This window comes from Aurantimonas marina (assembly GCF_017183135.1).
Classification (GTDB): Bacteria; Pseudomonadota; Alphaproteobacteria; order Rhizobiales; family Rhizobiaceae; genus Aurantimonas; species Aurantimonas marina.
On record NZ_JADDXW010000001.1, the window covers coordinates 548,097 to 572,871 of the forward strand.

Sequence of the window (24,775 nt, forward strand, 5' to 3'; positions counted from 1 at the left end):
CCGCTTCACGGGCAAAATGGCCGGCCGGCAACCTGTCTATACGGTGCTGACCGGCAGCGGCCGGGCGCCGCGGACGCCGCGCAGCCGCAGATAATGGCGCGCGCTGAACACCGCGTCGGCGTCCATGCCGGGTTCCCGGATCAGCCATTCCAGATAGTCGTCCGGCACCTGGGCGATCGCGATGCCCTTGTGCCGGCCGAAGCGGAAGCGCGCCAGCAGCGCCGGTTCGTTCGAGACCTTCTCCGCCCGCTCGAGAAAATCGGCGAGATCGGCGCAGCGCGGCAGCAGCGCCGCAGTGATCTGGCGCAACAGCACTGCGGTGCAGACGGCGTCGTAGAGCGCCCGATGCGGGTGCAAATCCTTCAGCAGCGGCGCGACCGGCGACAGGTCGAGCGGCACGTATTTGATGAGGCTCTGCAGGCCGTGCGCCTTCACATGCGGGAATGCCCTCAGCGCCAGTTTGTGCGTGCACAGCCATCGCCCGGTCAGGCGAAGGCGCGGCTGGTCGAAGCTGGCGCGCTGGGCGGCGAAATAGGGCGCGCCGGCGAACGGCTTCACCGCTTCGGCGAAGGACGGCGCCCCTTCGAGCATTTCATCGGAGATCTGATGGACTCGGCGGGCATGCGGGTTGATCACCACGCCGGCCGGGTCGCAGAAACTCTGCATCGGGTTGCCGATGTCACCGGTCTTAAGATCCAGGTCGACCGAGCCGATTTCGATCACCGCGTCCTCTTCCAGCCGCTGGCCCGCCGTCTCCGTGTCGATCACCCGAACGAGCGGCACGAGCGGATCGGCGAACAGCGAGGGCGTCGAAGCGACGGGCGGGAACAGGTCGGACATGGACCGATAAAATCGCCCGGCGCGACGCAGGATGCAAGCCGTCTCAGCCTGGCGTAGGGGTCGTCTGCCTTTGCGTCAGCCCGCGCGATCTGCTACCGGTCGCCCGGTCTTACGTTTACGTCAATAAACCGCGAGATGCGCTGATGGCACTTCCCCCGATCCTCGACGACCGGCTTAAGATTCCGGTGATCGCGGCGCCGCTGTTCATCATCTCGCATCCGCCGCTGGTGATCGCCCAGGCCAAGGCGGGCGTCGTCGGCTCGTTTCCAGCGCTCAACGCCCGGCCGGCCGAGCAGCTCGACGAATGGCTCTGCGAGATCGAGGAAGCGCTGGCCGCCCACGACAGGGACCACCCCGAGCGGCCGGCGGCGCCCTTCGCGGTCAACCAGATCGTCCACAAGTCCAATACAAGGCTGGAGCACGATCTGGCGGCTTGCGTGAAGCACAAGGTGCCGATCGTCATCACCTCGCTCGGGGCCCGGCCGGAACTCAACGACGCCGTCCATTCCTATGGCGGTATCGTGCTGCACGACGTCATCAACGACCGTTTCGCCCGCAAGGCGATCGAAAAGGGCGCCGACGGGCTGATCGCCGTCGCGGCGGGCGCCGGCGGCCATGCCGGCACGCTGTCGCCTTTCGCGCTGGTCCAGGAAATCCGCCAATGGTTCGACGGGCCGCTGTTCCTGTCCGGCGCCATCGCGACCGGCCAGGCGGTGCTGGCGGCCGAGGCGATGGGCGCCGACGGCGCCTATGTCGGCTCGGCCTTCATCGCCACCGACGAGGCGCGCGCGGCCGAGGATTACAAGAACGGGATCGTCGACGGCCGCGCCGGCGACATCGTCTACACCAACCTCTTCACCGGCGTTCACGGCAACTATCTGCGCGCCTCGATCGAAGCCTCGGGCCTCGATCCGGACAATTTGCCGGAGAGCGACGTGACGCTGATGGATTTCGGCGGCGCCAACGCCAAGCCAAAAGCCTGGAAGGAGATCTGGGGCTCCGGCCAGGGCATCGGCGCGGTGCGGTCCGTCGGCCCGGCCGGCGCGCTGGTCGACCGTCTGGCCGATGAATATGCGGCGGCCAAGCGCCAGATCTGCGGCTGAGACACAAAACGCCGTCCCCAGGCAGGCAACGCCGCATGCCAAGGTGTTCCCGAAAATGTCCCCGCGCGCAGCTCGCCCGACGCGCCCCTTGCGCATTGCGGCTTGAACCGGGCGCCGTTTGCGGGTATCAGGACGCCGTCCTCGGGTGTTCCGCCTGCCGGACCAAGGCCGCTTTAGCTCAGTTGGTAGAGCACATCATTCGTAATGATGGGGTCGCGTGTTCGAGTCACGCAAGCGGCACCATTCCCTCGAAATTTTTCGCGATCAGTGCTCCGTATCGCGTGGTGGAAACGGATCGTTACCCGGTGCACCGATTATGCACTTCCACTGACTGGAAATGCTCAGGTTGCTGGGCAACGGTGATTGGTCTGTTACAACGACGCTCATGGCTTCAACGAGGGCATCATGAGCGACATCAAACTCTTTCGCACGACAAGCTCATCGGTCATCGAACTTCGGGGCAGCGCGGTCGCGCTGGAAAAGTCGCTCCAGTTGCTCATCGAACGCAACATGGACGCGTTTCTCGGCGTCCGATTTCTCGCTTCGGAGTTCATGACGACAAATGGCGGGCGAATGGATTCCCTCGGCATCGACGAAAACGGTTCGCCGGTCATCATCGAGTACAAACGAGCCAGCAACGAGAACGTCATCAACCAGGGGCTGTTCTATCTCGATTGGTTGATGGACCACCAACGCGACTTCGAATGGCTGGTGCTGGAGCGTTACGGGCAGGATCAAGCGAAGGCGGTGGAGTGGGGCTCGCCTCGGTTGATCTGCATCGCCGGCGACTTCACCAAGTATGACGCGCATGCGGTCAACCAGATGAACCGCAACATCGAACTCGTCCGCTACCGCCGTTTCGGCGAGGAGCTTCTGCTGTTCGAGCTGCTAACATCGACGTCCGAACGCCCGGCGCGGGACTTTTCTGGCGAGGGTACTGGACTGGGTGAACCCGTTTTGAACCGTCCACGCTCGCGTCAGAAAACCGTCACCCAGTATCTGGCCGATGCCGACCAGGAGTTGCTCGATCTATATGAGGCGATCAAGGCGTATTTATTGGCGCTCGGCGACGACGTGCAATTGAAAACCCTCGACAACTACGTCGCCTTCCGCCGACTGAAGAATTTCGCATGTGTCGAGGTGAAACCGCAAATTCGACACATCAAGGTCTTCGTGAAGGTCGATCCCGATAGCGTGCAGCTTGAACCGGGTTTCACGCGCGACGTGCGCAATATCGGTCACTTCGGGACCGGCGACCTGGAAGTCATCATCACCGATAGCGCGTCGTTGGACAAAGCCAAGCCGTTGATGGATCGCAGCTACGACGGTGCCTGACTGGCGCAACCAACCGATCGACTCTCGTTTGCGAAGGGCTCTCTCAAACAGTGTCCTACCAATCCGATGAGAATGTCCAGTTATTGTGCCGCAAGAGGGGAGCCGCGGCGTGACGCCTGGTGGGGTTTCAACACTGAAAAACGGACTGATACCGAAGGACTATCGATGGAAGAAGAGCTTAAGCAGCTATTGCTCTGGACGACCCGGAGCATCGAAATCGTCGGGATCATCGTCATCGTGGTTGGCACGATTACGGCGACCGTGACGTTTCTGCGCGACCGCACCGCAGGCAATGTTTCCGCCAGCTTTCACCGTTTTCGGTCCGGGCTCGGCCGCGCGATCCTGCTGGGGCTGGAATTCCTCGTCGCGGCCGACATCATCAACACGGTCGCGATCGAGCCGACCCTGGAGAGCGTTGCGGTGTTGGCAGGCATCGTCCTGATCCGAACCTTCCTCAGCTTTTCGCTCGAAGTCGAGATCGAGGGCCGCTGGCCGTGGCGCCGCGCGCAAGAGCCCCGACATCAGAATTGAACGTGACACGCAGCCGGATGTCCGCAGTTGCCAGACCATCTGCGATGCGAAGCGGAAAAGTAGCTGCAGCCCCCTCCCCGCCATCCATGCTAGACAGCCGCATGATCGCACCGCCCTTCGACTGCCAGGCCTGCGGGGCCTGCTGCTCCTATTCGCCGACATGGCCGCGCTTTTCGACCGAGGCCGAGGCCGATCTGGACAGGATTCCGGAAAAATTCGTCGCCGCCGATCTCAGCGGCATGCGTTGCGACGGCGCGCGCTGCTCGGCGCTTGTCGGCCGCGTCGGAAGCGCAACCTCCTGCGCGATCTACGCCCTGCGCCCCCAGGTCTGTCGCGCCTGCGTTCCGGGCGGTGACGACTGTCTGATGGCGCGCCGAGCTTTCGGACTGGATGATACCGCGGTCACGCCGCAGGGCAACGCGGTCTGCGAGGCGTAGAGCCGAGCACGGCAACGGCGAGTGTCTGGCCGCCGACATCCGCCGCGATCGTCAAGGCTCCCGGTAGCTCTTCGCCTTCAATTCCAAGCGGTATTGGCCCGGATATTTGATGAACAGGAGGCCGCCGCGACGTTCGGAATGGCCGGGAACGTAGTCGAGCGTGACCTCGCTGGTCTCCACCATCTTGTCGCCGTCCATCAGGCTGCCTTCGACCGTCACCTCCGCCGCGGTGGTGTCACCGCCGTTGAAAGCGCGAAAGCCTATGCGAAACCCGTTCGCCATCGTCTCGATGCGGCCGGCCGTCACTGCCAGTCGCGGCGTCCGGCCCGTCGCGCTAAACGCCTCGAACAGGATGAAGCCGATCATGGACAGCACGACCACCGCGGATACCCCGCCGACGATCCACTCGATCGGGTGCGGCTTGCCCGCCGGAGTTCCGTTGTCCGCTTCGTCCGCATCCTCCCGCTGATCCCGGCCCATCGATATCTTCCTTACAAGATCAAGCGGGCGGCGGCGGCGCCGATCGCGGCGGGGAAGCCAAGCACGACCACGGCCCGCAGGATTTCCGGAGAGGCCACCCCGTCGGTCCGCCCAAAGGTCCACAGCACATAGAGGCTGATCAGCGCCGCGAGCACATAGCCGACCAGGGTGAAGCGCAGGAAGGCGCTCCACCAGGGCGTGCCGGGCGGCAGCGATTCCTCGCCGTGGAACTCCACCGCATAGACGAAACCTTGCATCAACAGGATCGACAGCACGATGAGCGCGACGGCATGCCACGCGGTCATTTTGTAGGAAATGAGCACCATCTCCTCGGTCGGCGCGACATTGAGGCCGAGGAACAGCGCGCCAATGCTCATCAGGAACAGTTCGCTGGCATAGTTCACTTCCTCCGGGCCTTCGGACGGCTGCGTCTTGCCGCCGCCGAGCTGGCTGCGCCCGAGGATGGCGCCGATGCTCGCCGGAACCGCCTGAATGGCGATCTTCCCCACAATCTCGTCGAGCGGCATATCGAAGCGGAGCAGGCCGAATGTCGCCAGCACGACGGCGCTCGCGAGGATGCCGATCCCGTAGGCGATCGCCGCGTCGCGCAGATCATCTTTCCAGTCGGAGGTTTTCTGAAAGCCGGCATGAGAGGACAACAGCGCCAGAACCGGGATGGTCAGGATCAACAGCAGCGCCAGGCGAAACCGGTCGATATAAAAGCCGAGCCACCACATCTCCATGGTCATGATCATGGGCAGCGCGAAGATCAGCGCACCGCCGAAAGCGCGCCCCAGCCCGACGACGATTTGTCGGGGCTCGGAGCGCGGCGCGTTGCTCGGCCACCGAGGCGACGGCGGATCCTCCGCGCCCTGCATCGCTCGTCTCCTTGCAATCGCCAGCTTCCGCGCTCGGCGGCGGCGCGATGCCGCGCGACAACCGTCCCCGCATACGCAATTCTATTCCTGACCTCGTCGCGACTTCACCGGCTGCGCCCTGCTTGCCGAGCGGCTGTTGCTGCACCGGTAACGGCGGGAGAGGACCCTGTCCGCTCGTCACTAAGACCGGACATCGCTCCTCGTCGCCGTTCGCATCGCGTTCGGCGTCTGCGGGAGCGGTCGCGCCCGCCGTCCTACCGCGCCCCGGCCGACGCGTGGCGGCTCGCGGCCGAACAGCTCCGCCGAAAACGGCTCCGGGGTCCACAGCGCCCGCCGCAAGGCTTCCGCCTCGTGCCGTTCGGCGTCGATGCGGTTCCAGCGCGGTTGCTCGTTCATTCGCAGGGGTTGCGGCGGATTGCGCCTGGCGAACTCCCGATTGGCCTCCGCCCAATGCTCGTGTTCGCGGCCGCTCGGACGGCCCTCCCGCTCCCAAATTTCATAGGCAAGTCTGCGGATCGCCTCAGCGTTGTCCACCTTCACCATCGCCTCGTCTCCCGATGTCAGTTGGATCGAAAATATAGTACGGCCTGAACCATCCGTAAGGACGCATGATGAAACAATATGCGCAGCCGGGAAAACGACTGCGGCAAGCCCGCCACTTGTGCTCGCGAGACTCAGCATCGGGCCAGTCGGCATCATCGCGCCGCGTTTGGCGCCGGGTCAATGGGTATTCTTGAAATGGCCCTGTCCGCGCTCAGCCGCTGAGGCGGGACGTCATCAAAGCCGCGACCACGAGGATCGACCACACCGCGATGGTCGCCCACAACATGCCCATTTCGGCACTTCTGTAACTCATACGCTTTGACCTTCATGCGCCGCGTCCAGGGCGCGGGCTGACTGCCGTATCTTCGCCTTATTTAGGGCGAGGCCAGGTCTTGTCGAAGGACGAACTCGGTGGGCGGTTAACGATCACCCCACCTTCGTCCGCGCGCGAAGCGTTTCCAGCACCGCCGGAACGGCGTCGACCCGGTCGACCAGCGCATCCGCGCCGAGCTCTTCCGGCATGATCGCCGTGTAGCCGCCGCGCACCGCCACAACGGCTATCCCGGCGGCCAGGGCCGCCTCGACATCGTTCTCGCTATCGCCGACGAAGACGACATCGCCAACGCCGAGGCCGAGCCGCTCGCAGGCCAGCAGCAACAGGCCCGGCGCCGGTTTCTTCTCGGGGCCGGCGTCACCGCCGACGACCGCATCAAGAAGGTCCAGCAGGCCGAAATGGGCGAGTATCTCGCGCGTCGCCGCTTCCGGCTTGTTGGTGACAACGCCGATCGGAACACCTGCGTCGCTGAAGGCCCGCGTCGCCTCGCTGGCGCCGGCCGTCAGCGTCGTCAGTTCGGTCGCGCGCGGCTCGTAGATCGCGAGGAACCGCTCGGCGACCTTGTCGCGGCTGGCCCGGTCGATCTGTTTGCCGAGCGCCGCATAGGCCCGCTCGATCAGCTTCGGCACGCCGCCGCCGATCATTCTTGTCACCGCTTCCAGGGTGAAGGGCGGTTCGCCGTAGCTTGCCAGCGTCTGGTTGAGCGATTCGTGAATGTCGGGCGCCGAATCGATGAGCGTTCCATCCAGATCGAACAGGACCGCTTTCGGCCATGACACACCGGCCATCAGGCGGCATCCTTCCATTTGATCGAACAGCCGATCGAAGGCACCTGTTCAGCGGGGCCCTCGCCGGTTTCGGCAACCTGCTTCATGGCATTGAAGAGATCGCGCCCGGTGTCGCCCGGCGTCGCCTGCTTGCGCGAGGCGTCGATACGGCCGCGATATTGCAGGCCGAGATCGCCGTTGAAGCCGAAGAAGTCCGGCGTGCAGACGGCGCCATAGGCCCGCGCCACGCTCTGGTCCTCGTCATGGAGATAGGGGAATGGGAAGCCGTGCTCTTCGGCAAAGCGCTTCATGTTCTCGAACGAATCCTCCGGATAGGCGGAGGCATCGTTCGACGAGATGGCGACCGTGCCGATGCCGAGCTCCGCGAGTTCCTTGGCATCGCGCACCAGCCGGTCGATCACCGCTTTCACATAGGGGCAGTGATTGCAGATGAAGGCGACCAGGAGGCCGTTCGGACCCTTGTGGTCGAAGATCCGGTGGGTATTGCCGTCGACGCCGGGCAGTTCCGCGTCCACTGCCTGCCAGCCGAAATCGCAGATCGGGGGTTGTGCCGCCATGGTGAGACTCCTCCTCGCTCAAGTACCGTCCTTCGATTAAGGGCAAACCGCGCGAAAATCGAGCTGGCGCGACGACGCCCCGCTCAGATCGCCGACAGCCCGCCGTCGACGGGCAGGACCGCCCCCGTCATGAAACCATTGGCCGGATCGGCGGCGAACAGCACCGCGGTGACCACCTCCTCGACCTCGGCGAGCCGGCGCATCGGGATGCCGCGCACGATCCGCTTCTCCTCCTCCGAATCGGCCTCCGCGTCGTCGCCGAGCACCATCGCCGTGCGGGCGAAGGACGGACAGACGGCGTTGACCCTGATGCCGCGCCGGGCGGTCTCGGCGGCGGCCGAGCGGGTCAGGCCGACGACGCCGTGCTTGGCGGCGGCATAGACCGACAGGAGCGGCGCGCCCTTCAGCCCGGCGACCGAGGCGACATTGACGATGGTGCCGCCCCTGCCCTCGCGTGCAAACCGGGCTTCCATCGCGGCCAATTGGTGCTTCATGGCGAAGAAGACGCCCATCAGGTCGATCGCGATCACCCGTTCCGCCTCGGCGGCATCGATGGTCGACAGACGCTTGTAGGCGTGGACGATGCCGGCATTGTTGATGGCGATGTCGAGGCCGCCGAAGCGCGCGATCGCGGTCTCGACCAGCGCTTGCGCCGTCGCCTCGCGCGAGACGTCGCCGGCAAGCGTCACGATCTCGGTATCGGGAATATCCTTGGCGGACGCCGCAAGCGCCGCGTCGTCGAGATCGGTGACGAGAAGCTTTGCCCCTTCGGCGGCAAAGGCCCTGGCGATCGAGCGGCCGAAACCACCGGCCGCGCCGGAGACAAGCACGCTCAGGCTATCGAATCGGCGCATCGGGTCAGCCCTCGTCCCGGATGAGCTCGACGGCGAGGCCTGCGATCACCGGAACGCTGCGGCCGTAGGACTTGGCCTTCTCCGGATTGGAGGCGTTGCCCTGGGTATAGCGCTTGAAGACGCCTTGCAGGATCGCAGCCAGACGGAAGAACGAGAAGGCGAGATAGAACGGCCAGTTGTCGATGCCCTTGAGCCCGCGCCGCTCGCAATAATGGGCGACATATTGCGCTTCGGTCGGGATGCCCAGCGACGACCGGTCGGCATCGCCGAGCCCCTTGAACGAGCCGACATGCGGCAACCGCCACTGCATGCACTGATAGGCCAGATCGGCAAGCGGATGGCCGAGGGTCGAGAGCTCCCAGTCGAGGATCGCCAGGATCTCCGGCTTGTCCTTACGAAACATGATGTTGTCGAGCCGGTAGTCGCCATGCACGAGGCTGGTCGCGCCGTCGTCCTCCGGCAAATTCTCCTCTAGCCAGTCGATCAGTGTGTCCATGTCATCGATCTCGTCAGTCTTGGACTGGCGATACTGCTCCGACCAACGCGACAATTGCCGATCGAAGTAATTGCCCGGCCGGCCGAAATCCGACAGCCCCACCGCCGCGACATCGACCGAATGCAATGCGGCGAGGGCCGCGTTCATCGCGTCGTAGATCGCGCCGCGCTCCTCCGCGTCGAGCTCCGGAAGCAAGGGGTCCCAAAAAATCCGACCGTCGAGATGCTCCATGACGAAGAAGGTGCGGCCGAGCGGCGAATCAGAGCCATTCGCCAGATGCAGCATCTTCGGCACCGGCACGTCGGTGCCGGCGAGCGCCTTCATCACCTTGAATTCCCGGTCCACCTGATGGGCGGATTTCAGCAGCTCTCCCGGCGGCTTGGCGCGCAGAACATAGGTACCGCTCGCCGCGTCGAGGCGAAAGGTCGGGTTCGACTGGCCGGCCTGGAACTTGACGACCTGCTCAAGGCCCGCGAATCCCTCGATATGAGATTCGAGATAGGCACCGAGCGCCGCTTCGTCGATGGTCTGGTCGTCCGTTTCCTCGCTCATGACCCGCCGCTCACAAGACTTCGAACAGGCCGGCGGCGCCCATGCCGCCGCCGACGCACATGGTCACGACGACCCAGCGCACGCCGCGACGCTTGCCTTCGATCAGCGCATGGCCGGTCATCCGGGCACCGGACATGCCGTAAGGATGGCCGATCGAGATCGCGCCACCGTCGACATTGAGGATGTCGTTCGGAATGCCGAGCTTGTCGCGGCAGTAGAGCGCCTGGCTGGCGAAGGCCTCGTTCAACTCCCAAAGGCCGATGTCGCCGACCTTGAGGCCGTTCTTCTCCAGGAGCTTCGGCACGGCGAAGACAGGTCCGATGCCCATCTCGTCCGGGTCGCAGCCGGCGACCGCTATGCCGGCATAGCGCCCGAGCGGCTGAAGCCCGCGCTTTTCGGCGTCCCTTGCCTCCATCAGCACTGCGGCCGAAGCGCCGTCGGACAGCTGCGAGGCATTGCCGGCGGTGATGAAGCGTCCTTCTTTCACCTCCTGCCCGTCCTTGAAGACGGGTTGCAGCTTTTCGAGATCGGCCAGGGTCGTCTGCGGGCGATTGCCCTCGTCGCGGTCAAGCGTCACCTCCCGGTCAGAGATTTCACCGGTTTCCCTGTCCTTGACCTTCATCGTCGCGGCCATCGGTACGATCTCGTCGTCGACGCGCCCGGCGACCTGGGCCTCGGCCGTCCGCTGCTGCGACTGCAGCGCATACGCATCCTGCGCCTCGCGTGAAATGCCGTAGCGGTCCGCGACGATCTCGGCGGTCTCCAGCATCGACATGTAAAGGTCCGGCCGGTGTTCCCGCAGCCAGGGGTCAACCCCGCGAAACAGGTTCATCTTGTCGTTCTGGACCAGCGAAACCGACTCCAGTCCGCCGCCGACGGCGACCGTCATGTTGTCGAGAACGATCTGCTTCGCCGCCACGGCGATCCCCATCAGGCCGGACGCGCATTGCCGGTCCAGCGTCATGCCGGCGACGCTTGTGGGCAGTCCGGCGCGGAGCGCGCATTGGCGCGCTATGTTGGTACCGGTTGAACCCTGCTGCAAAGCGGCGCCCATCACCACATCCTCGATCTCCCCCGGAGCGACGCCGGCCCGCTCGACCGCGTGGCGAATGGCATGTGCGCCGAGGGCCTGCGCCTGGGTGTCGTTGAAGGCGCCACGATAGGCTTTGCCGATCGGCGTGCGCGCCGTCGACACGATGACCGCTTCTCTCATGGCGGGGCTGCCCTTTCTTCTTTTCGACTATCGTTCGGTTGCGGGCTGAAATCAGTCCGACGGCGGCTCCAGCACGGCGAGCGTGATCCAGTGGGCCGTCAGCGCAGGCTTCGTCGCACCCTCGATCTCGACCGTCGCGTCCCACGCGGTCTGGAGGCTCACGGCGCGCTCGGTCAACCCGATCATCCTGAAGCGACCGCGCACGCGCTGTCCGGCCTTGACCGGATTGAGGAAGCGGACGCGCTCGAAGCCATAATTGATGCCCATCTTCGTGGTCTCGACGCCCGGCAGCGCATCGTAGGCGAGCGGCGACAACAGCGACAATGTCAGGAAGCCATGGGCGATCGTCCCGCCGAACGGCGTTTCGGCCTTGGCGCGCTCGGGATCGACATGGATGAACTGGTGATCGTGGGTCGCCGTCGCGAAAGTATCGATCATCGCCTGATCGACGGTCACCCAGTCGGAGACGAACGCCTCACCGTCGAGATGCGCGCGATAGACGTCGAGCGGCACGAGGCGCGCCCTGAGCGCCGCTTCGGTCGCGGCGACGGAATCCAGTCCCATCAGCCCTCCTGGAACAGTTCGTGTCCGGTTTCGACCCCGATGCCGCCATCGAGCGGCAGGATCGCGCCCGTGGTATATGCACCGCCGCGCCCGCAAAGAAACAGCGCGGCCCCCGCAATGTCGTCGGGCGAGCCGATCCGGCCCATGGGAACGCCGCGCCCGACCGCCGCAGCCTTTTCGTCGCTGCCGGTGGCGAAGGCCGTCATCTTCGACTGGAAAGGCCCGGGCGCGAGGGCATTGACGGTGATGTGACGGCCCGACAACTCCTTGGCGAGGCAGCGGGTCAGATGATGCACCGCCGCCTTCGAGGCCGCGTAGGAATAGACGTTCTCGCTGAGCGGCGCCGCGCCCATCACCGAGCCGAGATTGACGATTCGCGCTGGATCGTCGGCATGTGTGGATTTTTCCAGCAACGGCAAAAGCTGCTGGGTCACGGTGAACAAGCCAGCGACATTGACGCCGAGTACCCTCTGCCAGGCGTCGTAGGGAAATTGCTCCAGGGGCGAGCCCCAGGAGACGCCGGCATTGTTGAATAGAATCTCGAGCCGGTCGGTGCGATCCATCACTGCAGCCGCGAGCGCCTTCACGCCCGCCTCGCTCGACACGTCGCCGGCAAAACCCTCAACCGTGCCGGGATGCCCCTCTGCGTTGATCTCGGCGGCGGTCGCCTCGCAAGCCTCGGCCTTGCGCGAGGCGATCAGGACCCGCGCCCCGGCGCCGGCCAGCGCGGTCGCGATCATCCGCCCGATGCCGGTCGCACCGCCGGTGACCAGCGCGGTCTTGCCGTTCAACGCGAACAGGCGGTCCAGAATCGGCATCGTCATCGGCATTCCTCTCCTGTCGACCGGCCGCGCGCCGAGCCCCTGCAAGGGACTTTCAACGCCCGCAATTGACATCATACCCAAGAGTATGTCCAGTGGCGAGGCGATGGTCAGTGAAAAACACGACGCCGACGACGGCAAGCAGGAACAGGATGCGCGTAGGCCTCCCGGCCCTTCCTCGCGTTCGCGCCGCGACCGCGACTTTTCCGCCGCGCGCGGCAGTGCGGCGGAGTGCGACGGGACACTTGCGGCGCTTCTGGCCGCGGCCGCCCGCGCTTTCGGCGAAAAGGGGCTCGCGGCGACGTCGATCGACGATATCGCGCGGCGCATGGGAGCCACCAAGGGCCTTGTCTACCATTATTACCGCTCCAAGAACGACCTGTTCTTCGACGTCTGTCAGCATGGCATGGCGCTCGATTTCGCCGCGATCGAGCCCCACGCCGCTTCGCGGGACCGCGCCATCACTCGGCTGCGCGCCATGGCCGAGGCCCATGTGCTCACGATGATGGAGCGCATCGATTTCCAGCATGTCATCCTGCAGGGCGTCTCCCAGCATGTGAACGGCCCGTCGACCCCGGAGGATCGCGCGACGCTGGAGCGGCTCATCGCCGAGCGGGACCGCTACGAAATGCTGTTCCGCGGCGTCATCGCCGATGCCACGCGAGAGGGCGATCTCGGCGCCGTCCGCGATGCGTCGATCGCCGGCAAGGCGTTTCTTTCGGTGCTCAATTCACCGGTTTTCTGGTATCGCCAGCGCGACGGCGAGACCGCTGACGACCGGCGGGCCATCGCCCGTGATATCGCCTATTTCGCCCTGCGCGGCGCCGGTGCGGACAGCGCCATTCTTGAGGAGGAGTTCGACCAATGAGCAACATGGCCCTCGGCATGACCGACCGCTTGAAGCCGATCCATGCCGCCGTCCGCGACATGATCCGGGACGAGATCGCCCCGGCAAGCGAGGAGTTTCTCGCCGAAGTGTCGAAGGGCGAACGCTGGGTCTATACCGATCGCCAGCGGGACCTTCTCGAGGGTCTCAAGGCCAAGGCCAAAAGCCGCGGCCTGTGGAACTTCTGGCTGACCGATTCCGAACGCGGCTCCGGCCTGACGATCGTCGAATACGCCTATCTCGCCGAGGAGATGGGCAAGACGCATCTCGGCGCCGAAACCTTCAACTGTTCGGCGCCGGACACCGGCAACATGGAAGTGTTCGAGCGCTATTGCACGCCCGAGCAGCAGGAGCCCTGGCTGCAACCGCTGCTAGAGGGTGAAATCCGCTCCGCCTATCTGATGACCGAGCCGGACGTCGCGTCGTCGGACGCCACCAACATCGCCATGTCCTGCGTCGCCGACGGCGACGACTACGTGCTCAACGGCGAGAAATGGTGGGCGACGGGCGCCGGCGACCCCCGCTGCAAGATCTATATCGTGATGGTGAAGACCGGCGGCGACGACCAGCCCAAGCACCAGCGTCATTCGATGATCCTGGTGCCCGCCGACACATCGGGCGTCGAGGTCATGCGAGCGCTGACGGTCTATGGCGAGGACGACGCCCCGCACGGCCATATGCATATCCGATTCACCGACGTTCGGGTGCCGAAGGAAAACCTGATTCTTGGCGAGGGTCGCGGCTTCGAGATTGCCCAGGGGCGGCTCGGACCCGGCCGCATCCACCATTGCATGCGCGCGATCGGCCACGCCGAGGCGGCGCTGGAACTGATGTGCAAGCGAGCGATGCGGCGCGAGGCCTTCGGCAAGAAGCTGGCCCAGCTGGGCGCCAATTTCGACATCATCGCCGAATGCCGCATGGATATCGAGATGGCGCGGCTGCTGTGCCTCAAGGCGGCCTGGATGATGGATCAGGGCGACGCCAAGGCCGCCGCGCCGTGGATCAGCCAGATCAAGGTCGTGGCGCCGAACATGGCGCTGAAGGTCGTCGACGAGGCGGTGCAGATGCATGGCGGCGGCGGTATCAGCCAGGACGTGCCGCTGGCACGCATGTGGACGCATCTCAGAACGCTCAGGCTCGCCGACGGGCCGGACGCCGTGCATCGCCGTCAGGTCGCACGCTGGGAACTCAGGAAGCACACGCAGGAGAAGGTGTGAGCGGCTGCCTCTCGCGCGCTCCGTGGCGGCAGGCTTATGCCGCTTCGGTCAGAATTGTGGGAGAAAGGTGGCGGCTCGCCTCCATGACCTCCATGCCGACGATGCGGCCGTCGGTGTCGTAATCGAGAACGACGCCGTCCGAGACTTCCTCGCTCTCGATGACGGGCTCCGGCGAAAAGCGGATATAGGCGGCATCCGATTCGCGGTCGTAGTGGACAGTTGGTCTCATAGCCGGCGCGCCCTTCGATCGAAGAATGCGGTTAATATGCGGATTTTGTCTGGAGATTCCACCAGAGCGACGCGAAGTACACGATTCCCGTGCTCGGGAATCCGAAGAAAGCGCCGTTCGACGCCCTCCCGGCGCGGGTCAGGGATCGTCCACTCAGCTTCACGAATGGTCCGTTCGATCCAAGTGACGTCAAGTTCCCGTTCTCTGAGTGCTTCAACCGCGTGCCGTGAGTATTCGAGTCGCTTCATTGTTGCCGCTCCGATCGTACCCTTGCACCGGGGTTGAGACTGCCGGATCAGTATGGATACGGAAACATGCAGAATGCAGGGGCGACGGCATGTTTGTCGGTTGACCGAATAAGAAATGAAAGAGCCCGCTTCATGAAAGCCATCGTCTGCGAGAATTATGGTCCGCTCGACAAGCTGGCCTACAAGGAGGTTGACGACCCCTCACCCGCCGGCAGCCAAGTCGTAATCCGGCCCGACGCGATCGGAGTCAACTATCCGGACGGGCTATTGGTCCAGGGTCTCTATCAGGCAAAGCCGAACCTACCCTTCGTCCCGGGCATGGAGGCGGCGGGCGAGATAGTGGCACTCGGCCCGGACGCCGAGCGCTTCAGGCGCGGCGACCGTGTCGTCGCCTCCATGGAGAACGGCGCCTATGCCCAGCGCGTCCTGGTCGAGGAGGCAGCCTGCACGGCGCTTCCCGAGGACTTGGACGCCGGCGCAGCCTGCGCCCTCCTCTGCGGCTATGGCACGGCGCACCACGCGCTGAAGCAGCGCGCGACGTTGCAACCCGGCGAGACGCTGCTGGTTCTCGGCGCGGCCGGCGCCACCGGGCTCGCGGCGGTCCAGATCGGCCAGGCGATGGGGGCACGGGTCATCGCCGTCGCCTCCTCGGAGGACAAGCGGGCGCTCGCCGTCTCGGAGGGTGCCGAAGTCGCCATCGGCTATGACGACCTTCGCGGCGACATCAAGCGGCTGACCGATAGCAAGGGCGTCGACGTCGCCTTCGATCCGGTCGGCGGCGAAGCCTTCGAAGCGGTGTCGCGATCGATGGCGTGGAACGGCCGCCTCCTCGTCATCGGGTTTGCGTCGGGCACGATTCCGCAATTTCCGGTGAACCTTGCCCTCGTCAAAGGCTACAGCGTCGTCGGCGTGTTCTGGGGCGCCTTCACCCGCAAGGAGCCGGAGGTCTTTGCCGACAACATGCGCGAGCTGATGGAGTGGGCGACAACCGGACAAATCGAGCCACACGTATCGGAGCGCGCGCCGCTCGCCGACGCTGCCGACGTCCTCAAGCGCATCCACGCCCGGCAGACGACCGGCAAGATCGTCCTGGTTCCGTAGGCCGCTTTTTAGGACGCCTGGGCCGCGCCTGAAAGCGTCGGGCTGGAGACCGATCCCGTCTCCTCGCCAAGGCGAACGAAGACCCAGTCGGTCAGCATCGCGCCGATCCACATGCCGATCAGTGCCGTCCAGGCGGTCACCGCGAGGATGGAACCGCCGGTGACGCCGGCGCCCACCGCGCAACCGCCCGCCAGCATGGCGCCGAAACCCATCAGCACCGCGCCGAAGATATAGCGCGGCATGGTGTGCCCGCCGTCGAAGTTCTCGATCTTGAGCTCGCCGGCCAGCAACGCGGCGGTAAACGAGCCGAGGAAGACGCCCGGCATGATGCCGATAGCGAAATCGACCGCGTGGTCAGGCCAATTCAGGGTGAGCATGAGGAGGTCGGCGGATGGGCCCGAAAAGGTCAGCGATTCCGTCGGCACGATCCCGAATGCCGTCTGCGAGGCGGCGTAGGTGAACAGCCAGCCGGCCGGGATGGCGAGACCCACCCCGAGCGCGCCGATCCAGATTTGTGATCTGACCCGCTTGTGGAGCGCCACGGCGATGCCGGCGGCCAACCAGACGAGGCCGATGCCGAGGCCGACCTCGTGCCCGACGCCGAGCCAGGCGAGGATATCGCGATCCGGGCCACCGTCGATCAGCCACCAGCCTGACAATTCGCTGCGCAAGGGCGACAACAGACCGCGATAGGCGGCCTGGGCAGATACAGCGAAAACCAGGCCCGACAGCAGCGCCCGGAGATTGCCGGTGGCCGAGAGGACGAGTAGCCGGGTGGCACAGCCGCGCGACGCGATCATCCCGACACCGAACAGGAGACCGCCGATCGCCGCGCCGGACATGCTCCCGGTGACCGCCAGCATGCGGCTTTGCGAGACATCGAGCCAACCGGCCAGGATCGCGGCCTGCACGCCGACCAGCGCCGCCGAAAAACCCAGCAGCCAAACAACGAGTTTGGCGCCGGGTTCGCGGCGGCGGAATTCGATCACGGCCGAACGCAGGCAAAAACGACTGCGCTGGGCAAAGGCGCCGAACATGAAACCGATGATGACACCGCCGGCCACCAGAACATGGGTCTCGCCGAACCGGTCCATCAATGAGGCGAGATCCATCTCTCCACCCTCCATTCGTCATTCCAAACGATATATTTGGATATTTGAATGAATTCGGCGTCCGGCGCCTTGATCCATGTCAAGCGAGGAAGGACGGTACGCTGCGCGGCCAGCGGAGGGAAAATGCCAGAGCGTCATCGGGGACAGTCGAGAAGCCCTGAGGCGCCGTGCCAGGCGGCCGTGCTTGCCCGGCGCCGATCACGGGCGCGTGGTCGCCCAGTGGCCGGGGCTTGGTCGTTCAGAGGCGTGTTACGCGAACAGCTCGAAATCGCCGCCAAGTTCAACCGGCTGGGAAGCGCTGGTGATGGCCTGCCGCGACAGGGCGAGCCGGTTCTTCAGATCACCCAGGCGGACGGTTTCGAGCGCCGACTGCAGCGCGACCTCGTATTCGGCCGGCGCATGATCGCCAGCGACCGCAAGAAACGTCGCGAGATTTTCGAGCGTCTGCTGCGTGCGATCAATGCTCTGCACGGCGCGTACGTAAGGTGCATCCTGCCGCGGATGATCGGTGCAGATCAGATCGTGCATCGCTTCGGTCATCTCCGCCAAAGCGTTCAGCTCGTCGGAAAGGATTTTCAGCAGATCGGGCAGAGGGCTCGTGGTCATGACGCTACGCTTTGGTTGGTGGAATCGGCGCTCGGTGGATCGCGAAGGAATTGCCGCGCTGGCTCTTGGTCGTGTCAAAACAGTTCGACTTCTCCGATCGACTGCGGCTTTCTGATCGGAGGCGCAACCTTGATGGGCGGCATCACGGCTTTCTCGAAGAAGATCTGCCGGGCGCGCCCCGAATGAGGCCAGTATTCGATGCGCCGACCCGTGGCCCCGCCCAGACTGCCGCCCAGATAGGTGATGTTCTCCATCTGCAGGAAACGCTCTGCGAAGGCGGCATTCTTGGAGCCGACTTCGGACAGGCCATCCATCGCCCGCGCGCCGCCGAACAGCTTTGCCTCGAGATGTCCACGCCGCGCGCCACGCTGCAGCAGTCCGTTGATCAACAGCTCCATCAGATAAAGACCGAAGCTTTCCGCCCGCGCGCCCTCCTGACCGCTGCTTCCCGGCAGCAGAAAGTGATTCATCCCACCGACGCCGGCACCCGGATCCCGGATGCAGGCGGCGACACAAGAGCCCAGAAGCGTGGTCAGGATCGTGTCCGGACCTTCGTCAACCTTGGCTTCGCCTTGCATGACATGGACGCGTCGTCCTTCGCTTCGCCCCGTCATTACTGCAGACGCCCGACAACGGCTTCCATGGTCTTCTTGAGCACGGGCACAGTAATGGGCTTGGCCAGGAAATTGTTCACGCCGAGCTGCGCGGCCTTTTGCACCAGCTCCCGGTCGCCCGCGCCGGTAAGGATGATAAACGGCGTCTTCTTGGTCGGCGCGTAGGAACGCACGGCCTTCAAGAGCTGGATACCGTCGAGCTTGGGCATGTTGAAGTCCGAGATGATGATATGGCATGGGGCCGACATCATCGTTCGCAGCGCCTCTTCGCCATCGACTGCAAAGACGATGTTCTTGATGCCAAGTTGTTCTAGCGCATCACGAATGAGCATGCGGCTTGTTCTATGATCGTCGACGATCAGAACCTTCAATTGATCTACAATGCCCATGGCGTTGTTCCTTTCGACCGCATTACAAGCGAATTTGATGAATCTATCCTCAATTTCGCTGCGTTTTTTATAGAGGTTTCGCTTTGCGAGCGGTTCATACGAAGATCTCCCGCGCCACACGCGACAGCGGCAGTCGCTTTTGCGCGGCGCCGATCTCGTGGGCGACGCGCGGCATGCCGTAGACGAGCGAGGTTTCCTCGTCCTGAGCCAGGGTCCGGGACCCTCCCTTCCGCATTTGCAGAAGCCCCTGCGCGCCATCCCGGCCCATCCCGGTGAGAATCACGCCGGTCGATCGGTCCTTGAAATTCTTCGCGATCGACGCGAACAGCACATCGACCGACGGTCGGTGTCCGCAGACCGGCTCGTCTGCCACCAGCGCGATGGTCAACTGGGTTCCCTTTCGCAGCATCATGTGACGGCTGCCGCCCGGGGCGAGATAGACATGGCCCTGGCGAATCGCTTCGCCGTCCTTGGCCTCGCTGACATGGGCGGGACAGATCCGATCGAGCCGTGCCGCAAAGGAGGCGGTGAATGCGGCCGGGAGATGCTGAACGATGAGCGTCGGGGGGCAGTCGGCGGGGAACTCGGCGAGCACCTGCATCAACGCCTCGACGCCGCCCGTCGATGATCCGATGCCGATAAGGTCCGGGCCGGATTGCGACCGGGCCAGAACACTGTTCGCCGCGCCGTTACCGGCGTGTTCGACAGCGGCTGTCCGTCGCTTGACCAGGCCAGCCTTGGCGCGTTTGGCCTCCTTGATCAGGTCGGGCAGGATTTCAAAGGTGTTGCTGCTGGGACCCGGCTTGGCGATGCAATCGAATGCCCCGATCTCCAGCGCCTCGAGCGTAACGGCCGCTCCCGGTGCCGTCAGATTGGATACCATGATCACCGGCGTCGGGCGCAACGTCATGATCTTCTGCAGGAATTCGATGCCGTTCATGTTCGGCATCTCGACGTCCAGGGTGACGACGTCCGGATCGAGCGACTTCATTTTCTTGCGTGCTTCAAAGGGATCGGACGCTTCGCCGACCACCTCGATTCCCGGGTCGCCATTCAGCGCATGGCGAATAAGCGCGCGCATCGTCAATGAATCGTCGACCACGAGGACTCTGGCAGGAGACATACTCACGATTTCCTCTTGCTCGCGGCGCGGCCGGCTGACGAATGGCCAGGCTTCGGCGCGCCATCGCTCTCCCTTGTGCGATGCACGCGCTCACCGTGATGATTCGGTAGAAGGGGGAGACGGGATCTATTCAACGCTCTGCCCTCAGCCCGTCTTGCGATAGGACGTGTTGGTGTCATAGGTCATCACCTTGGTGGCCGCTCCCGCCAGCCGTTCGGAGTGGCCGACATAGAGAAAGCCGCCCGGCTGGATGCGCTCGGCGAAGCGGCTCCACACGCGTTCTCGCGTCTGCTGATCGAAATAGATCGTGACGTTGCGGCAAAAGATCGCGTCGAACTTGCCCTTCATCGGCCACTGGCCAATCAGATTCAATTCGCGGAACGCCACCAGATCACGCATGGCATCGACCACCTCGAACGCCATTTCGTTGATCCCGCCGGAGGAGGGCGCGCCGCTGTCCGGACTTGCCGGCCGAAACCAGCGGCGACGCATATCGGCCGGCACGGCTTCCAGTTCGCTGGATGCGTAGACCCCCGCCCGTCCGGTGGCCACGACATTGGGATCGATATCGGAGGCGAGAATGCGGATATCGTGATCGGCCGCATCCGGCATGAGCGAGAGCAGCGTCATCGCGATCGAATAGGGTTCGTGTCCGGTGGAGCACCCCGCCGACCACATGCGCACGCGCCCACCGCCCTTGGCAGCGCTCAGCAGCGGCGGAAGGAAGTGCTCCCGCAGGTGATCGAAATGGTGCTTTTCGCGAAAGAACTGCGTGACGTTCGTCGTGAGCGAGGCGAGCATGGTCATGCGCTCGCTCGCGCCACCCGCTTCGCTGACCATTTCGCAATAGTCTTTGAAACTCCGCATACCCAGACTGCGCAGCCGCTTCGACAGGCGGGAATAGACCAAAGTCGCCTTGGACGTGGTCAGATGAATACCCGCGTCTTCGTAAAGCATTCCCGCGATCTTCAGAAAGTCGGCTTCCGTCATCGGGAACTCGCCGGCGACGATCGAAGCGGACGCGGAGCCTCGCGGCCTTACGGTCTTCTCCTGCTGTCTATCAACACTCACAGCGTGTTACTCCCTGGCCAGCCGTAGGCGTTCGGCGCGTTTACGCCGGGCCAGACGGGGCAGCACCCGATTTCGATCCTCCCTGCGGAGGGACTTTGGTAGTTCTACGTCACGCCGCGGCTTGAAGTTGTGGCAAGACATTGTCTGTTGCGATCAGCGAGATCATGCGTCCTTCGATCGCCATGACGCCCCTGACGAATTGTTTCGCCAGTTCCGAAGCGATATCGGGCGTCGGCTGCAGCGCGTCGTCCGTCACCGTGAGGATATCGGAGACGGCGTCGACGAGCAGGCCGAACAGCTGGTGCTCGGCACGCACCACGATGATGACACTGCGCGCGCTGGCTTCGGTCCTGGCGAAGCCCAGCCGTGCGGCGAGGTCGACGATCGGCAGCACCGCGCCGCGCAGATTGATCACGCCGTTGACATAGGAGGGCGCATGCGGGAGCGGCGTTGCCGCCGTCCAGCCGCGAATCTCGCGCACCGACATGATGTCGACGCAGAATTCCTGTTCCCCGATCCGGAAGGCGATCAACTCGCGGCCGTTTCCCTCGCCCTTGTTGTCGTTCTCGCCGGGATTGCCAACTTGATTCGTCATCGATTTCACTCCGCTGCCTGCTGAAGTCCGTTGCTGTGAATACCGTCGGTGCGCGACGTGGCCACGATCACGTCGACATCGAGAATGAGCGCGACACGCCCGTCGCCGAGGATCGTCGCGGCGGCGATGCCCGGAACGCGGCGATAATTGGCTTCAAGGCTCTTGATGACGACCTGGCGCTGCCCCTGGATCGCATCCACCAGAAGCGCCGAGCGGGTGCCGTTCTCGGCCTCCACGAGGATCGCGACACCGGTCGTCGCATTGGTCGGGGTCGACGTATAGGCCAGTTCGCGGGCGACATCGACGAGGGGCAGGAAGGCGTCGCGCACCTTGATCAACCGCGCATCGCCGCCAAAGCCCTTCACCTCTTCCGGCTTCGGCTGCAGCGTCTCGATGATCGCTGTCAGCGGCACCACCGCCGTCTGGTCTCCGACCGTCACGATCATTCCGTCGAGCACTGCCAGCGTCAGCGGCAGACTCATGGTGAAGGTGGAGCCCTTTCCAGGTTTGGAGGTGATCGATACCCGCCCGCCCAGCGCCTGGATCGAGCGTTTCACCACATCCATGCCGACGCCGCGGCCCGAAAGCTCGGAGATTTCGCTTGCCGTTGAAAAGCCCGGCATGAAGATGAGGTTGTCGATCTCTTCGTCCGAAAGATTGGCCTCTGCCGGGACCAGGCCCTTGGAGACGGCGATCTCGCGCACTTTCGGGCGATTGATACCGGCTCCGTCATCGGTGATTTCGATGACGATGCGGCCCGAGCGGTGCATTGCGGCGACCTTGACCGTGCCCTCTTCCGGCTTGCCGGCAGCCAGTCGCACGTCGGGCTTTTCCAGCCCGTGGTCGATGGCGTTGCGCAGCATGTGGGTCAGCGGGTCGGCCAGCCGCTCGATCACGGTCTTGTCGACCTCGGTCCACTCACCCTCGGTGACCAGCCGGACGGTCTTGCCGGAGATCTCCGCGACCTCGCGGGCAAGGCGCGGCAACCGCTGGAACACCGATTTCACCGGCTGCGCCCGGATCGCCATGACGCTGTCCTGGATCTCGCGGGTCAGCTGTTCGAGTTCGTCAAGACCGACGGCGACCTCCGAAGCGCGGGCAAGCCCGGCCTGATAGGTTCTCTGGGAAAGCATGACCTGATGAATGACGAGTTCGCCGACCAGATCGATCAGCCGGTCGACGCGTTCGAGGTCGACGCGGATCGTCTGGGTCGGGCTGCCGCCGACATTGGCGGATTTGGCCTCGCTCGCATCGGCCTTCGCTGGTTTCTCCACCGGCGCACCAACTGGGGCTGCAGCGGAAGCTTCCGGCTCGGCAGCCGGCGTCGTTGATCCGGCCGGCGCCGGGGCAGGCTGCTCCGCCGTCACCGGCTTGGATGGTTTGGGCTTGTCCGCCTTGGCGGCCGGTGCGGCGTCGGCAGCCGCCTCGTTCGACGTTTCGCCGCGTAGGCTCGCCAGAAGGTCGGCCAGATCCGAATCGACATCGACGGCGCCATCGTCCGATCCTGTTTCCGGATCCAGGATTCGCTCGATCGAAAGGTCACAATCATCTTCGACGAATTCGAAGACCTCCCGGATCTTCTCTTCGCCCTCCGCTGTCGTCAGATCGATGGTAAAGGTGAAATAGGCGCCCTCGGGATCGAGATCGGACAGAAGCGGAATCTCGCTCGTGTCGCATTGGACGTTCCCCTCGCCTAGCTCGAGCAGATCGCGGAGGACGCGAACACTGTCGTTCGCCTTGGCATAGAGGGCGGCGTGCGGACGGAAGACGATTCGATAGACTTGGTCGCCGCCGCCACCGCCGCCGATCAGCTCGTCGAGGTCGACGGCGACGGGAACGAACCCGAAGTCATCGTCCGCGTCGTCGGCTGCGTCGTCCGGCTCCGGCTCGGCCGCGGCGGCCTCCGCCGGGCTTTCGCCCTTGGCGGCCGCCACCAGATCCTTGAGCTCGGTGGCCAAGCCCTCGTTGCGGGATGCATCGGCCGTGCCGCCGTCACGGGCGACCGTCACCAGGTCGGCCAGGGCATCGGCGGCCCGTAGCATGACTTTGACCACGACATCGCTGGCTTCCAGCCGGTCCGAGCGCAGTTCATCCAGCGTCGTCTCGAAAATGTGGGCGAAACGAACGAGATCATCCAGGCTGAAGGCGCCGGCGCCGCCCTTGATCGAGTGCACGGCGCGGAAAACGGCGTTGACCGTATCGGCGTCCGCCTCGCCGTTCTCGATCGCGAGCAGACCCGCTTCGAGCTCGGCAAGCTGCTCGGCGCATTCCTCGAAAAAGGTCTGCCGGATTTCAGCCATCGCATCCATAGTGCTACCCTATTCTCGCCTTCGAACCTGGAAGTCGGACCCTTGTTACGGCCTCAAGCTTGCCAGGCGCTTTCCGAATTATGTTACGCAGCGACGCGATTGATCGCGTCGAGCAGTTTGACGGGATCGAACGGCTTGACGATCCAGCCGGTCGCGCCGGCGAGGCGCGCGCGCTGCTTCTTTTCCGCATCGCTTTCAGTGGTCAGGACAAGGATCGGAATCGCCCGGCGACTGGGATCGACGCGTACCTCCTCGATGAACTGAAACCCGTCTTTGCGCGGCATGTTGATGTCGGTGATGATGACGTCGGGCTCGACCTCCATCCCCTGCAGAACCTCGATGCCGTGGGCGCCGTCCTCGGCCTGGACCACGAGGAAGCCGGACGATGTCAGCGTCGCTCGAAGCATCTCGCGCATGGTTCGCGAATCATCGATTGTCAGAATGGTCCTGCTCATGCCGCGATATCCTTTTGGCTGAAGGTTCCCGAAAGACCGAGAAGGTCGAGTCCGGAGCAAAACGTCTCCGACGGCTCGACGACGGTGAATGCGACCTCGTCCGCACGCCACGTCGCGGCGGCCGAATGAAGAATCTGGATGCACTGCGCACCCACCTTCTCCACGCTGGCGGCGTCGACCGTGACCGGCTTGCCCCGCAGCGTCAGGAGTTGGTCGAAGAGCGGGCCCGCCGCCTTCAGATCAAGGATGCCGGGGAGTTCAACCGCAGCCCCTGCACGTGTTGCTTTCTTTGCCATCAGAACTCTTCCCAGCTGTCGGTGTTGGTCTGTTCGGCCCGGGCGGCGCCGCCGCGGCCGGTGGTCTTCATCTGGGGCACGCCGCGCGACGCGGTCGCCGGCCTTGCCCGGTTGGGGGCGGCGTTGCCACCGGACCGCGACGCCTGCCCCCGTCCGCCGCCGGCCGAGGCCGCGGTCTTGAACTGCGCCATCGCGCTC

At 64.5% G+C, this 24,775-nt stretch carries 31 protein-coding genes and 1 tRNA gene; 8 read left to right on the top strand and 24 right to left on the bottom strand.

Annotation, left to right across the window (positions count from 1 at the left end):
* Positions 1-36: 36 nt before the first annotated feature.
* Positions 37-840: an exonuclease domain-containing protein gene (locus ING15_RS02580; protein WP_206453182.1), complete on the bottom strand. Its 804-nt coding sequence runs from the start codon at positions 838-840 to the stop codon at positions 37-39.
* A gap of 143 nt (positions 841-983) precedes the next feature.
* On the opposite strand from ING15_RS02580, the gene ING15_RS02585 reads away from it, so the two are divergent.
* The 5 genes from ING15_RS02585 to ING15_RS02605 all read left to right on the top strand — a co-directional run bounded on the left by ING15_RS02585 (position 984) and on the right by ING15_RS02605 (position 4,246).
* Positions 984-1,943: an NAD(P)H-dependent flavin oxidoreductase gene (locus ING15_RS02585; RefSeq protein WP_206453183.1), complete on the top strand. Its 960-nt coding sequence runs from the start codon at positions 984-986 to the stop codon at positions 1,941-1,943.
* A gap of 167 nt (positions 1,944-2,110) precedes the next feature.
* Positions 2,111-2,186, top strand: a tRNA-Thr gene (locus ING15_RS02590).
* Positions 2,187-2,348: 162 nt separating this feature from the next.
* On the top strand, positions 2,349-3,278 hold the full coding sequence (locus tag ING15_RS02595; RefSeq protein WP_206453184.1) for a DUF5655 domain-containing protein: 930 nt from the start codon (positions 2,349-2,351) through the stop codon (positions 3,276-3,278).
* Between the two features lie 165 nt (positions 3,279-3,443).
* Positions 3,444-3,809, top strand: coding sequence for a DUF1622 domain-containing protein (locus ING15_RS02600; protein ID WP_206453185.1), 366 nt, complete (start codon positions 3,444-3,446; stop codon positions 3,807-3,809).
* A gap of 101 nt (positions 3,810-3,910) precedes the next feature.
* Positions 3,911-4,246, top strand: a complete 336-nt coding sequence (locus ING15_RS02605) for a YkgJ family cysteine cluster protein (RefSeq protein ID WP_206453186.1) — start codon at positions 3,911-3,913, stop codon at positions 4,244-4,246.
* 51 nt (positions 4,247-4,297) lie between these two features.
* On the opposite strand, the gene ING15_RS02610 is transcribed toward ING15_RS02605, so the two are convergent.
* The 10 genes from ING15_RS02610 to ING15_RS02655 form a co-directional block, all read right to left on the bottom strand.
* Positions 4,298-4,726 (bottom strand): TIGR02588 family protein, encoded by a 429-nt coding sequence (locus ING15_RS02610; RefSeq protein WP_206453187.1) that lies wholly within the window; start codon positions 4,724-4,726, stop codon positions 4,298-4,300.
* 11 nt (positions 4,727-4,737) lie between these two features.
* Complete coding sequence (locus ING15_RS02615) at positions 4,738-5,604, bottom strand: TIGR02587 family membrane protein (RefSeq protein ID WP_206453188.1); 867 nt, start codon at positions 5,602-5,604, stop codon at positions 4,738-4,740.
* A gap of 180 nt (positions 5,605-5,784) precedes the next feature.
* Entirely contained in the window at positions 5,785-6,147 is a 363-nt protein-coding gene (locus tag ING15_RS02620) for a DUF2934 domain-containing protein (protein ID WP_206453189.1), read from the bottom strand.
* 426 nt (positions 6,148-6,573) lie between these two features.
* Positions 6,574-7,269 carry a phosphoglycolate phosphatase gene (gene gph, locus ING15_RS02625; RefSeq protein ID WP_206453190.1) on the bottom strand — a complete coding sequence of 232 codons (696 nt, stop codon included), beginning with the start codon at positions 7,267-7,269 and terminating at the stop codon, positions 6,574-6,576.
* Positions 7,269-7,826, bottom strand: a complete 558-nt coding sequence (locus ING15_RS02630; protein WP_206453191.1) for a thioredoxin family protein — start codon at positions 7,824-7,826, stop codon at positions 7,269-7,271. Before ING15_RS02630 ends, gph begins: the two co-directional genes overlap by 1 nt.
* Before the next feature lie 83 nt (positions 7,827-7,909).
* Positions 7,910-8,680, bottom strand: coding sequence for an SDR family NAD(P)-dependent oxidoreductase (locus tag ING15_RS02635; protein WP_206453192.1), 771 nt, complete (start codon positions 8,678-8,680; stop codon positions 7,910-7,912).
* A gap of 4 nt (positions 8,681-8,684) precedes the next feature.
* Positions 8,685-9,728: a phosphotransferase family protein gene (locus ING15_RS02640; RefSeq protein WP_206453193.1), complete on the bottom strand. Its 1,044-nt coding sequence runs from the start codon at positions 9,726-9,728 to the stop codon at positions 8,685-8,687.
* 10 nt (positions 9,729-9,738) lie between these two features.
* Positions 9,739-10,941 carry an acetyl-CoA C-acyltransferase gene (locus tag ING15_RS02645; protein WP_206453194.1) on the bottom strand — a complete coding sequence of 401 codons (1,203 nt, stop codon included), beginning with the start codon at positions 10,939-10,941 and terminating at the stop codon, positions 9,739-9,741.
* A gap of 51 nt (positions 10,942-10,992) precedes the next feature.
* Positions 10,993-11,505 (bottom strand): MaoC family dehydratase, encoded by a 513-nt coding sequence (locus tag ING15_RS02650; RefSeq protein WP_206453195.1) that lies wholly within the window; start codon positions 11,503-11,505, stop codon positions 10,993-10,995.
* Complete coding sequence (locus tag ING15_RS02655; protein ID WP_206453257.1) at positions 11,505-12,323, bottom strand: SDR family oxidoreductase; 819 nt, start codon at positions 12,321-12,323, stop codon at positions 11,505-11,507. Before ING15_RS02655 ends, ING15_RS02650 begins: the two co-directional genes overlap by 1 nt.
* 109 nt (positions 12,324-12,432) lie before the next feature.
* On the opposite strand from ING15_RS02655, the gene ING15_RS02660 reads away from it, so the two are divergent.
* Together ING15_RS02660 and ING15_RS02665 are read left to right on the top strand one after the other, a co-directional pair.
* Positions 12,433-13,194 (top strand): TetR/AcrR family transcriptional regulator, encoded by a 762-nt coding sequence (locus ING15_RS02660; RefSeq protein WP_206453196.1) that lies wholly within the window; start codon positions 12,433-12,435, stop codon positions 13,192-13,194.
* A complete protein-coding gene (locus ING15_RS02665) occupies positions 13,191-14,429 on the top strand; it encodes an acyl-CoA dehydrogenase family protein (protein WP_206453197.1) in 1,239 nt (412 codons plus the stop codon). The genes ING15_RS02660 and ING15_RS02665 overlap by 4 nt, the downstream gene beginning before the upstream one ends.
* Positions 14,430-14,463: 34 nt before the next feature.
* Here ING15_RS02665 and ING15_RS02670 read toward each other — a convergent pair whose 3' ends face one another.
* Together ING15_RS02670 and ING15_RS19910 are read right to left on the bottom strand one after the other, a co-directional pair.
* Positions 14,464-14,658, bottom strand: a complete 195-nt coding sequence (locus ING15_RS02670; protein WP_206453198.1) for a DUF2283 domain-containing protein — start codon at positions 14,656-14,658, stop codon at positions 14,464-14,466.
* Positions 14,655-14,906: a DUF4258 domain-containing protein gene (locus ING15_RS19910; protein ID WP_206453199.1), complete on the bottom strand. Its 252-nt coding sequence runs from the start codon at positions 14,904-14,906 to the stop codon at positions 14,655-14,657. The genes ING15_RS02670 and ING15_RS19910 overlap by 4 nt, the downstream gene beginning before the upstream one ends.
* A gap of 132 nt (positions 14,907-15,038) precedes the next feature.
* On the opposite strand from ING15_RS19910, the gene ING15_RS02680 reads away from it, so the two are divergent.
* A complete protein-coding gene (locus ING15_RS02680; protein ID WP_206453200.1) occupies positions 15,039-16,007 on the top strand; it encodes an NADPH:quinone oxidoreductase family protein in 969 nt (322 codons plus the stop codon).
* Between the two features lie 8 nt (positions 16,008-16,015).
* Here ING15_RS02680 and ING15_RS02685 read toward each other — a convergent pair whose 3' ends face one another.
* The 11 genes from ING15_RS02685 to ING15_RS02735 form a co-directional block, all read right to left on the bottom strand.
* Positions 16,016-17,119, bottom strand: a complete 1,104-nt coding sequence (locus tag ING15_RS02685; RefSeq protein WP_206453201.1) for a YeeE/YedE family protein — start codon at positions 17,117-17,119, stop codon at positions 16,016-16,018.
* Positions 17,120-17,368: 249 nt separating this feature from the next.
* Positions 17,369-17,725: a hypothetical protein gene (locus ING15_RS02690; RefSeq protein ID WP_206453202.1), complete on the bottom strand. Its 357-nt coding sequence runs from the start codon at positions 17,723-17,725 to the stop codon at positions 17,369-17,371.
* A 74-nt stretch (positions 17,726-17,799) separates the two neighbouring features.
* Positions 17,800-18,339: a chemotaxis protein CheD gene (locus tag ING15_RS02695; protein WP_206453203.1), complete on the bottom strand. Its 540-nt coding sequence runs from the start codon at positions 18,337-18,339 to the stop codon at positions 17,800-17,802.
* A complete protein-coding gene (locus ING15_RS02700) occupies positions 18,339-18,728 on the bottom strand; it encodes a response regulator (protein ID WP_206453204.1) in 390 nt (129 codons plus the stop codon). Before ING15_RS02700 ends, ING15_RS02695 begins: the two co-directional genes overlap by 1 nt.
* A 94-nt stretch (positions 18,729-18,822) precedes the next feature.
* Complete coding sequence (locus ING15_RS02705; RefSeq protein ID WP_206453258.1) at positions 18,823-19,851, bottom strand: protein-glutamate methylesterase/protein-glutamine glutaminase; 1,029 nt, start codon at positions 19,849-19,851, stop codon at positions 18,823-18,825.
* Positions 19,852-19,995: 144 nt separating this feature from the next.
* A complete protein-coding gene (locus tag ING15_RS02710; protein ID WP_206453259.1) occupies positions 19,996-20,841 on the bottom strand; it encodes a CheR family methyltransferase in 846 nt (281 codons plus the stop codon).
* 190 nt (positions 20,842-21,031) lie between these two features.
* On the bottom strand, positions 21,032-21,517 hold the full coding sequence (locus ING15_RS02715) for a chemotaxis protein CheW (RefSeq protein ID WP_206453205.1): 486 nt from the start codon (positions 21,515-21,517) through the stop codon (positions 21,032-21,034).
* 5 nt (positions 21,518-21,522) lie between these two features.
* Positions 21,523-23,826 (bottom strand): chemotaxis protein CheA, encoded by a 2,304-nt coding sequence (locus ING15_RS02720; RefSeq protein WP_206453206.1) that lies wholly within the window; start codon positions 23,824-23,826, stop codon positions 21,523-21,525.
* Between the two features lie 83 nt (positions 23,827-23,909).
* The gene (locus tag ING15_RS02725) at positions 23,910-24,281 is read right to left on the bottom strand and encodes a response regulator (RefSeq protein WP_206453207.1); all 372 of its coding nucleotides are present in this window, start codon (positions 24,279-24,281) and stop codon (positions 23,910-23,912) included.
* Positions 24,278-24,577 (bottom strand): STAS domain-containing protein, encoded by a 300-nt coding sequence (locus tag ING15_RS02730; protein WP_206453208.1) that lies wholly within the window; start codon positions 24,575-24,577, stop codon positions 24,278-24,280. Before ING15_RS02730 ends, ING15_RS02725 begins: the two co-directional genes overlap by 4 nt.
* The coding region (locus ING15_RS02735) for a hypothetical protein (RefSeq protein ID WP_206453260.1) at positions 24,577-24,775 on the bottom strand (199 nt) is incomplete at its 5' end. The genes ING15_RS02735 and ING15_RS02730, both read right to left, overlap by 1 nt.

Bases quoted from the DNA above. Each gene is read 5' to 3' on its own strand.
- ING15_RS02580 (WP_206453182.1), bottom strand. From the start codon at position 840: ATGTCCGACCTGTTCCCGCCCGTCGCTTCGACGCCCTCGCTGTTCGCC.
- ING15_RS02585 (WP_206453183.1), top strand. From the start codon at position 984: ATGGCACTTCCCCCGATCCTCGACGACCGGCTTAAGATTCCGGTGATC.
- ING15_RS02595 (WP_206453184.1), top strand. From the start codon at position 2,349: ATGAGCGACATCAAACTCTTTCGCACGACAAGCTCATCGGTCATCGAA.
- ING15_RS02600 (WP_206453185.1), top strand. From the start codon at position 3,444: ATGGAAGAAGAGCTTAAGCAGCTATTGCTCTGGACGACCCGGAGCATC.
- ING15_RS02605 (WP_206453186.1), top strand. From the start codon at position 3,911: ATGATCGCACCGCCCTTCGACTGCCAGGCCTGCGGGGCCTGCTGCTCC.
- ING15_RS02610 (WP_206453187.1), bottom strand. From the start codon at position 4,726: ATGGGCCGGGATCAGCGGGAGGATGCGGACGAAGCGGACAACGGAACT.
- ING15_RS02615 (WP_206453188.1), bottom strand. From the start codon at position 5,604: ATGCAGGGCGCGGAGGATCCGCCGTCGCCTCGGTGGCCGAGCAACGCG.
- ING15_RS02620 (WP_206453189.1), bottom strand. From the start codon at position 6,147: ATGGTGAAGGTGGACAACGCTGAGGCGATCCGCAGACTTGCCTATGAA.
- gph (WP_206453190.1), bottom strand. From the start codon at position 7,269: ATGGCCGGTGTGTCATGGCCGAAAGCGGTCCTGTTCGATCTGGATGGA.
- ING15_RS02630 (WP_206453191.1), bottom strand. From the start codon at position 7,826: ATGGCGGCACAACCCCCGATCTGCGATTTCGGCTGGCAGGCAGTGGAC.
- ING15_RS02635 (WP_206453192.1), bottom strand. From the start codon at position 8,680: ATGCGCCGATTCGATAGCCTGAGCGTGCTTGTCTCCGGCGCGGCCGGT.
- ING15_RS02640 (WP_206453193.1), bottom strand. From the start codon at position 9,728: ATGAGCGAGGAAACGGACGACCAGACCATCGACGAAGCGGCGCTCGGT.
- ING15_RS02645 (WP_206453194.1), bottom strand. From the start codon at position 10,941: ATGAGAGAAGCGGTCATCGTGTCGACGGCGCGCACGCCGATCGGCAAA.
- ING15_RS02650 (WP_206453195.1), bottom strand. From the start codon at position 11,505: ATGGGACTGGATTCCGTCGCCGCGACCGAAGCGGCGCTCAGGGCGCGC.
- ING15_RS02655 (WP_206453257.1), bottom strand. From the start codon at position 12,323: ATGCCGATTCTGGACCGCCTGTTCGCGTTGAACGGCAAGACCGCGCTG.
- ING15_RS02660 (WP_206453196.1), top strand. From the start codon at position 12,433: ATGGTCAGTGAAAAACACGACGCCGACGACGGCAAGCAGGAACAGGAT.
- ING15_RS02665 (WP_206453197.1), top strand. From the start codon at position 13,191: ATGAGCAACATGGCCCTCGGCATGACCGACCGCTTGAAGCCGATCCAT.
- ING15_RS02670 (WP_206453198.1), bottom strand. From the start codon at position 14,658: ATGAGACCAACTGTCCACTACGACCGCGAATCGGATGCCGCCTATATC.
- ING15_RS19910 (WP_206453199.1), bottom strand. From the start codon at position 14,906: ATGAAGCGACTCGAATACTCACGGCACGCGGTTGAAGCACTCAGAGAA.
- ING15_RS02680 (WP_206453200.1), top strand. From the start codon at position 15,039: ATGAAAGCCATCGTCTGCGAGAATTATGGTCCGCTCGACAAGCTGGCC.
- ING15_RS02685 (WP_206453201.1), bottom strand. From the start codon at position 17,119: ATGGATCTCGCCTCATTGATGGACCGGTTCGGCGAGACCCATGTTCTG.
- ING15_RS02690 (WP_206453202.1), bottom strand. From the start codon at position 17,725: ATGACCACGAGCCCTCTGCCCGATCTGCTGAAAATCCTTTCCGACGAG.
- ING15_RS02695 (WP_206453203.1), bottom strand. From the start codon at position 18,339: ATGACGGGGCGAAGCGAAGGACGACGCGTCCATGTCATGCAAGGCGAA.
- ING15_RS02700 (WP_206453204.1), bottom strand. From the start codon at position 18,728: ATGGGCATTGTAGATCAATTGAAGGTTCTGATCGTCGACGATCATAGA.
- ING15_RS02705 (WP_206453258.1), bottom strand. From the start codon at position 19,851: ATGTCTCCTGCCAGAGTCCTCGTGGTCGACGATTCATTGACGATGCGC.
- ING15_RS02710 (WP_206453259.1), bottom strand. From the start codon at position 20,841: ATGACGGAAGCCGACTTTCTGAAGATCGCGGGAATGCTTTACGAAGAC.
- ING15_RS02715 (WP_206453205.1), bottom strand. From the start codon at position 21,517: ATGACGAATCAAGTTGGCAATCCCGGCGAGAACGACAACAAGGGCGAG.
- ING15_RS02720 (WP_206453206.1), bottom strand. From the start codon at position 23,826: ATGGATGCGATGGCTGAAATCCGGCAGACCTTTTTCGAGGAATGCGCC.
- ING15_RS02725 (WP_206453207.1), bottom strand. From the start codon at position 24,281: ATGAGCAGGACCATTCTGACAATCGATGATTCGCGAACCATGCGCGAG.
- ING15_RS02730 (WP_206453208.1), bottom strand. From the start codon at position 24,577: ATGGCAAAGAAAGCAACACGTGCAGGGGCTGCGGTTGAACTCCCCGGC.